The organism is Planktothrix sp. FACHB-1355 (genome assembly GCF_014748295.1).
GTDB lineage: Bacteria > Cyanobacteriota > Cyanobacteriia > Cyanobacteriales > Aerosakkonemataceae > Aerosakkonema > Aerosakkonema funiforme_A.
Window position 1 is genome coordinate 1 of sequence record NZ_JACJUP010000202.1, and the last position, 7,846, is coordinate 7,846.

8 protein-coding genes are annotated in these 7,846 nt (G+C 46.4%); 4 read left to right on the forward strand and 4 right to left on the reverse strand.

Annotated features, from left to right (window positions below; translation table 11 throughout):
- Positions 1 to 80: 80 nt before the first annotated feature.
- Together obgE and H6S82_RS11315 are read right to left on the reverse strand one after the other, a co-directional pair.
- A complete protein-coding gene (gene obgE / locus H6S82_RS11310) occupies positions 81 to 1,079 on the reverse strand; it encodes a GTPase ObgE (protein WP_190461059.1) in 999 nt (332 codons plus the stop codon).
- A 77-nt stretch (positions 1,080 to 1,156) separates the two neighbouring features.
- Complete coding sequence (locus H6S82_RS11315; protein ID WP_190461061.1) at positions 1,157 to 1,864, reverse strand: Mo-dependent nitrogenase C-terminal domain-containing protein; 708 nt, start codon at positions 1,862 to 1,864, stop codon at positions 1,157 to 1,159.
- 166 nt (positions 1,865 to 2,030) lie between these two features.
- On the opposite strand from H6S82_RS11315, the gene H6S82_RS11320 reads away from it, so the two are divergent.
- Entirely contained in the window at positions 2,031 to 2,399 is a 369-nt protein-coding gene (locus H6S82_RS11320; protein ID WP_190461063.1) for an EamA family transporter, read from the forward strand.
- A 64-nt stretch (positions 2,400 to 2,463) separates the two neighbouring features.
- Here H6S82_RS11320 and H6S82_RS11325 read toward each other — a convergent pair whose 3' ends face one another.
- Entirely contained in the window at positions 2,464 to 3,555 is a 1,092-nt protein-coding gene (locus H6S82_RS11325; protein ID WP_190461065.1) for a class I SAM-dependent methyltransferase, read from the reverse strand.
- Positions 3,556 to 3,816: 261 nt separating this feature from the next.
- On the opposite strand from H6S82_RS11325, the gene H6S82_RS11330 reads away from it, so the two are divergent.
- Genes H6S82_RS11330 through H6S82_RS11340 form a run of 3 tightly spaced genes read left to right on the forward strand, consistent with a single transcriptional unit; the run spans position 3,817 to position 6,864 of the window.
- Complete coding sequence (locus H6S82_RS11330; RefSeq protein WP_190461067.1) at positions 3,817 to 4,998, forward strand: RNA-guided endonuclease TnpB family protein; 1,182 nt, start codon at positions 3,817 to 3,819, stop codon at positions 4,996 to 4,998.
- A gap of 1 nt (position 4,999) precedes the next feature.
- The gene (locus H6S82_RS11335; RefSeq protein ID WP_190461069.1) at positions 5,000 to 5,887 is read left to right on the forward strand and encodes a sulfurtransferase; all 888 of its coding nucleotides are present in this window, start codon (positions 5,000 to 5,002) and stop codon (positions 5,885 to 5,887) included.
- A gap of 29 nt (positions 5,888 to 5,916) precedes the next feature.
- Complete coding sequence (locus H6S82_RS11340; protein ID WP_190461071.1) at positions 5,917 to 6,864, forward strand: putative 2-dehydropantoate 2-reductase; 948 nt, start codon at positions 5,917 to 5,919, stop codon at positions 6,862 to 6,864.
- A gap of 417 nt (positions 6,865 to 7,281) precedes the next feature.
- Here the strand turns inward: H6S82_RS11340 and H6S82_RS11345 are convergent.
- The coding region (locus H6S82_RS11345) for an EAL domain-containing protein (RefSeq protein ID WP_191056234.1) at positions 7,282 to 7,846 on the reverse strand (565 nt) is incomplete at its 5' end.

Consider the following 7,846-nt stretch of genomic DNA (forward strand, 5'->3'; position numbering starts at 1 on the left):
CTCCCTATTACTCTTCTTTTTGACTTTTAACTTTTGACTTTTGACTTTTTCCCTCTTCCCTAGTTCCTAGCCCCTATCCCCTATTCCCTCTCTTCCAGCATTCGCCAAATTTCCTGCAACATCGACTCCAATCCGATATGGCTGACAGCAGAGATCTGGAAAACAGGAACCTGGCTGATATCTTGGAGTTTAGATGCGATCGCTTCCACATCGCGATCGTCTCCTACCGCATCCATTTTGTTGAGTGCTAGAATTTGCGGGCGTTGTGGCAATCCTCTGCCGTATGCTTGCAACTCCTGCTCGATCGTTTCATAATTAGCTACCGGATCGTCTGCGGTCGCATCAATCAAATGCAGCAGCAAACGAGTGCGCTCGATATGGCGCAAAAAATCGTGACCCAAACCGACTCCCAAGTGGGCACCCTCAATTAGCCCCGGAATATCTGCAAAAACGCAGCCATCGCCGTCTGGTTTGCGTACCACGCCCAAATTCGGCTCCAACGTTGTAAACGGGTAATCTGCGATTTTAGGGCGAGCGGCTGAAATGGCTGAAATTAGAGTAGATTTGCCTGCATTCGGCAAACCGATAATTCCCACAGATGCTAAGAGTTTCAATTCCAGACGCAGCAGTCTTTTTTCTCCCTCCAGTCCCGGAAGGGCATATTCGGGAGCGCGGTTGCTGTTGCTCAAAAAATGCTGGTTTCCCAGTCCGCCTTTACCGCCTTTAGCGACACAAAGGGTTTGCCCGGGTTCTACCAAATCGCCTAGAATTTCCTCAGTCTCTGTATCGTAAACAACTGTACCGCAGGGAACTTGGATAGTGCGATCGCTTCCATTTGCCCCAGTACGATTATTCGGCCCCCCACGTCCCCCATCTTCCGCCTTGAAACGGTGATGATATTTAAAATCCAGCAATGTTTGTAGGTTTTCTGTCGCTACTAAAAACACAGAACCGCCTTTGCCCCCATTGCCCCCCGATGGCCCCCCAGCCGGAACATACTTTTCCCGTCGGAAGGCGACAATACCATCGCCTCCCTTCCCAGCTTCTACTTCAACTTCTGCTTGGTCAATAAATTGCATAATTGCATATTAGTAATTAGTCTCGGTCATTGGTCATTGCACAGTTAATCCTCACAATCACCGATGACTGATGACTGCTAACAATATTGCGACACATCTTCACCGCACCTATCTGCCAAATAGGAGAGCGCCCGAAAACGCAAACCCACCAGCTGATCGTAAAGTGGATTGAGCTTACACAGCGGCGGAATGTGGACAACCTTGTGGTCAAACAGCATTACGTCTCGCTCAAAAGGACACTGGGAGGGAATCATTTTGCACAAAAAGCGAGCCACTCTGGGATCGTGAACTTCCAATCCGTCTAGCCAGTTCCGCACCGGTTTGAGCGCATCCCCTGGCTGTTTAGGCGGTTGGTAATCCTTTGCTGGTGGTGTCTTGCCATCAGGCTCCTCGCTTATCGGTGCCTCTGCCTTCTCTTCATAGAGTGTATGACGCAGAGACTCTAAAATCTCATCCTTTTGACCGAGAGCCTCGCAAAACTGGTGTAGCAGTTCATCCTCACTACTAGAATAAACGCCATCTGCCAATGCCACCATAAAAGCAGTCCGCAAGAAATTTTCAGCCGCATGGGTTTTTGGCCCCAAAATGGCTGCTAATTCTGCCGGCGTAATTTGTGTCAAAGACCCCAAATCAACTTTGGGAGCAAGTTCATTCTGAGTCAGAGAGGCAATTAACTGCTGTTCTTGTTCGTCAAAGTTACCGTCAGCCCAAGCAATAGTGAGCAAGCCGCGCAGCCAAGCTGCAATTTGTTCGCTTGTGTAGGGAGATTTCACAACGCTGGTCATGATATTTGTTTATGCTTATACTCGACTCGATTTTAACTCTGGTGCTAGTGGTAGTGCCTATAAATCGATCTTCATTTTGTCAATCCCTAGCAACCTACAATTAAATCTAAAATCTAAAATCTAAAATCTAAAATTGTACGAGATGTTCGCACGGGAATTATAGGTTGTGACTTTTTCAGAGTTTGGGCTGTTTCTCGTTTCGATTTTAACAAGTGTGGCAGGGCAATTTTTCCTCAAAGCAGGCGCATCCAAGCTGGGAAAAGTCAACGCCAGCAACTGGCTTGGCCATATTATCGGCATTATTACCACTCCAGAACTACTGTTTGGCCTCGCTTGCTATGCTTTGGGAGCCTGTGCTTATATTCTGCTACTGACGCGAGTCAAACTTAGCGTTGCTGGGCCAGCAGTGGCGTTAGTTTACGTTTTCGCTCTCCTGCTGGGCTACTTTATTTTTAAGGAAACAATACCCGCGAGTCGGATTGCGGGTTTGACTTTAATTGTGGGTGGTGTTGTTTTAGTAATCTGGAACAAATGATCTGCCAAAAAATTAAAAATGAAAAGTTTTTCCTGTTTCATTTTTAATTTTTAATTTTTAATTTTTAAAGGCGTTTGCACAGAAGCCAGCGTAGTTCCATCGGTGGCTTACCGTTAACGATCGGGAATAAGTCTCGCCCTGTTGACCAATTAGCGAACCATCCTGTAGGAGGCCATGCCTCTGGAGGTAAGTGTTGCTTTTCGTATTCAAACACAGATTCATCGGAAATGAGTTCTAGCGGCAGCCCTTCCATTGCTAAAGCCAGATCCGATCGCGTAAAAATAGCCGACCAAGCCACTTCTGACATTTCCCGTACTGCTCGAGGGGGTTCGTAACCATCTACTGTTAAGAAACTGTTAAACAATAACAACCCACCAGAGCGAAGCACATCGCACATTTTGGCAAGTAACAATCGCAGTTGATCCGCATCTCGGAAATGAGAAATCACTTCTGAAACTATTGCTATTTTGTAGTGTGCGGGTCGCATCCGCACCATCGGATCGAGGATATTACCTGGGGTGACTACTACAGGTAAACCTTCTGCTTCTACAGCAGCTTGTATTTGCTCGACAAAAGCAGGTGTTAATTCGATCGCGTGAACTAAATAGCCCAGCCTAGCTAGAGGTAAGGTATTGCGACCGGTTCCCGCTCCCACATCCAGAACTGGTGTAGAGCCGGGATCTTGCCCTAATTCAGCCGCTAACTTTAAAACTTTAGCATCTGCATGAGAACCAAACAAAGGTGGTTTTCTGGTTTCAACCCAGTTTTTGTATTGGTCTGCAACCGATGAAACGGCTGTGGAAAGATTGCACGTTAAACCTACATTGGGTGGTTTAGCTGGCTCGTACTTAAGTATGATATTGGAATGGGGCGAGGCGCTAAATCCTTCTTGCAACCTGCGTCCCATAACTTGACGCAATTGCTCCAGTTCTTCCGGAGAGAAGGCTCTGCCAAGTGTCTCGAACAGTATTTTCAGTCGCTGTACGTAATGATCCAGCATGGCCGGTACACAAGGCATTACCAGTTCACCACGAGGATAGATGCGACTGTTAAGCTTGTTGATAATGACTTGCTCCAGTACAGTCGGGTCTGTCACCAAAGGCAGTTGTTCTGTCTTCGATAGCGTATCTGCTGGGGTATCTTTAGAGGCAACCAAATTTTCAGTCTCCGTTGCTTGAGATCTGTCGGATCGATCCTAAATTTTAACCAATTGATATAGGAAGCCCCACAGTATCGCTGCTGATTTTGGTAATATAGCAACGGGTTAGGGATTAGGGGTTAGGGATTAGGGGTTAGGGGAAGAAGAATCTGGAAATCTTGCGTTTGGTGGAATAACGCCTCATCGGTTGCTAGACTGCTTACTGGGAACTCTGGCTTCCATCCGCCATCACCACTTTATCGAGAGCATAATGGTTGTATGCTGAATCTCACCTACGAGTACAAACTCATTCCTACCAACGCGCAACGCGAAACCTTTGACCACTGCGTCGAGATTTGCCGGAAGGTATACAATTATGGGTTGCGCGAACGAAAAGATTGGGTCAATTCTCGCAAGTGCGATCTCAACTCGTGCAGCATCAAACAGGAATACATCATCCCTGCCGATGCACCACGTCCAACCTTCGCTCGTCAGTGCAAGACACTGACAGAAGCGAAGAAAGCAATCCCTGAGTTAAAACTCGCGCATACTCATGTTTTGCAGCAAGTGTTGCGCCAATTAGAGGCGGCGTTTGTGGCTATGTGGGAACGCGGACATGGATTTCCTAGATTCAAAAAAAGGATGCGCTCATTTGTGTTTCCTCAGTTGAACTTGGAATCCGTCAAGCGCTTTGACGGTGCAGACTGGGTTAACCTGCCGAAGATTGGCTTGGTCAAAATGCACTTGTCGCGCCCAATCCCTGAAGGATTTGAAGTCAAGCAAATTCGTGTTGTGAGACGGGCTTCTGGTTACTATGCCATGCTTACCTTGCAATGCGATATTGATGCACCTCAGTCCTCAGCATCAGGGCATGGAATAGGGATTGGTTTAGGTTTGGAACACTTTTTGGCAACGTCTGATGGCGAGTTGATTGATAGACCTGGATTCTTTGTGGATGGGCAACGCAAGCTGAAATTGCTGCAACGCCAACTAAAGCGCAAGAAAAAGGGTTCTAGAAAGTTTCGTCAACTGCATCATCAAATAGCTAAGCACCACGAATACATCTCGAATAGTCGCAAAGACTTTCACTTCAAGACAGCTCATCATTTATGCGACCAAGCGCAAATCGTCTTTGCTGAGGATTTGAATCTCAAATCCATGTCAGCGGGAATGCTTTGCAAGCATACGCTAGACGCTGGGTTTGGGCAATTTCTCAGCATCCTAAACCATGTTTGCTTCAAGCGTGGTGTGTATTTTGCCAAAGTAGACGCAAACGGAACAAGTCAGACCTGCCCTAGATGTCAAACCCATACGGGCAAAAAGCCGTTATCTGAGCGAGTCCATAATTGCCCTGAGTGCGGCTATGAAACGAATCGAGATGTGGCAGCAGCGCAAGTCGTTTTGCAACGTGGCTATACAGCGGTGGGGCACATCGCGGTGAATTTTGGGGAGGGCAAGTAGCATGAGCTATCCCATTGAACCAAGAATACCCTCGGCTTCAGGCAGGGGAGTTGTCAATGAAATCCCATTTGTAGTTTCGCCAGCATGGCTATCGGAACACTTCAACGACGCCCAGGTAGTTATCGTTGATTGTCGTTTTTCTCTGGGAGATCCGGAATTGGGACGCCAACAGTATAAAACAAGTCACATTCCGGGGGCGCACTATCTTGACCTCAATCGCGACCTTTCTTCGTCTGTGAGTAAGTATGGCGGACGTCACCCACTGCCAAATCCAACTGAGTTAGGGCAAAAATTAGCGGCTATCGGGATAAATTGGCAAGAAACTTTAGCAGTCGCCTATGATGATTCCCGCTTTGCTTTTGCTTCTCGGTTTTGGTGGCTGCTGCGCTACCTGGGACATGACAAGGTAGCTTTACTTGATGGCGGTTGGAAATCATGGTTATCGGGTGGTTATCCGGTCACAAATGCGCTTCCTATGCCCAAACCAGGGAAATTTGTGCCAGCAGTTCGATCGCATTTTGTTGTAGATATTGATGCGGTCAAATCCCGTCAAGCACCACCACAAGTGATTTTAGTCGATTCGCGGGAGGCCGATCGCTACCGAGGCGAACGAGAACCGATCGATCCGATTGCGGGACATATCCCAGGTGCGGTTAATTATCCCTGGCAAGATGTCACAGACGAATTGGGCAGGTTACGATCGGTCACAGAGCAAAAGCAGCGCTGGTCAGGTGTTGAGTCCGCTGAAGAAATTATGGTTTATTGTGGTTCTGGCGTGACTGCCTGCGTGAATTTATTATCGCTGGAAATCGCTGGAATTAATACGGGCAAGCTTTATGCTGGTAGTTGGAGCGATTGGTGCGCTAGAGTATTAAATCCGGCACAGTAGGATATCGCAAGTCGCTTGAGGAAAAGTTGATGGAGTCATTTTCCGATCGCACCTATGCCATACTCGGTACTGGTGCGCTGGGCGGGTTCTACGGTTCCCGTTTGCAAAAAGCTGGTGCGGATGTGCATTTCCTGCTGCACAGCGATTACGAACACGTTAACAAGCACGGTTTAGTTATCGAGTCAAAAGATGGCGACTTCACGCTTCCCGATGTCCGCGCTTACGATGACGTGCAGAAAATGCCGCCTTGCGATGTGGTAATCGTCGCCTTCAAAACCACTCACAATCACCTGCTACCAAAATTGCTACCCAGCGTTGTCAAGGATGATGGTGTGGTTTTGGTACTGCAAAACGGATTGGGAGTAGAGGATGAAGTCGCCGAAATTGTCGGTGACAAAAGAGTTATGGGCGGATTGTGCTTTCTGTGTTCCAATAAAGTAGGGCCGGGACATATCCGTCACTTGGATTACGGTGAAGTTAAGTTTGCCGAATATGCGATCGGTTATAACTCACAGGGTATCACAACACGGATGTGTCAGATTGCGGCTGATTTCGATCGCGCTGGTATTCCAATTAAGTTAGCGGCAGATTTGCTGCTGGCACGTTGGCAGAAGTTAGTATGGAATATACCATATAATGGGCTTTCTGTGGTTCTCGATGCCAGAACTGACGAGCTGATGGGGAATACCCATACACGCGCTTTAGTCGAAGAGTTAATGTGGGAAGTGGCGGCGGGGGCAAAAAGTTGCGATCGCATTATCGCCGATAGCTTTATTGAAATGATGCTGGATTGGACTGTCAAAATGAAGCCGTATCGTACCAGCATGAAAATTGATTACGATGAAAAGCGACCTCTGGAAGTAGAAACTATGTTCGGTAATCCTTTACGCCTTGCACAACAGAAGGGTGCTAATTTGCCTAAGATTACCATGCTTTACCAACAGCTGAAGTTCTTGGATGCCAGAAATTCTCACTGATAGCGAACAACCGATCGCTGACAGCTATTGAGTATTTAAACCTAAGTAGTTTTTGTGCAGATTTTTGACTGCTTTCGGTATATACGCGGAAGTAGATGACGCTACTTTTCCATATCTTTATAGTGTGACGAAGTGGAGCGATGGCTGTGTGTTTCCCGTTTGATGATGAAGCTAATCAAGAAGAATTGCAAATACTTTGGGGTGATAGGTTAACAGCGTTAACTCCAATGCAAAGACAAATGGTAGTGGAAATTTTGCGACAAACCAAAAGATACTCAAAATCCCAGCATAATCGCAGCCAAAGCAGCTGTATTGCGAGTAATAGAGCCGATTTATACACATATAGCTGTTGTTAATTTTAACATAGCCATTATTTCCCTCTTCCCTAGCCCCGACGCCCTAGTCCCGACGCCCTAACTATAAACTCGAACTCGCAATTAGCAATTGTGCAGCTTCCTTATCCAGTGGTTTCGATAATAAATATCCTTGTCCGTACTCGCATTGCATAGCTTGTAGTTGTGCTTGCTGTTCCTTTGTTTCTATCCCTTCCGCAACTACTTCCATCCCAAGATTATGGGCAAGAGAAACTATGGCTTCTACAATTATGGAAACTTCTCGTTCAACGCCCAATTTACTAACAAAAGAACGGTCAATCTTTAATGTATCTAAGGGAAAGCGGTGTAGATAATTTAATCCGCAATAACCTGTACCGAAATCATCTATAGCCAATTTGATTTGTCGCTTTTTCAAAAGTTTAAGAGTAGCGCTTGCTTCTTCAGGTTTGTTTATCAAAAAAGCTTCTGTAATTTCTAATTTTAAATGTTCGGCATCCAGTCCTGTTTCTGCCAAAATTATATCTATTTTTTCCAGTAAATTTGGTTGAGAAAACTGTTGACCGGAGAGGTTTACATTAATTGTTAAATATCGATAATTGGGATATTGAATTTGCCATTGTTTCAGTTGCCGACAACTTTCGCGCAGC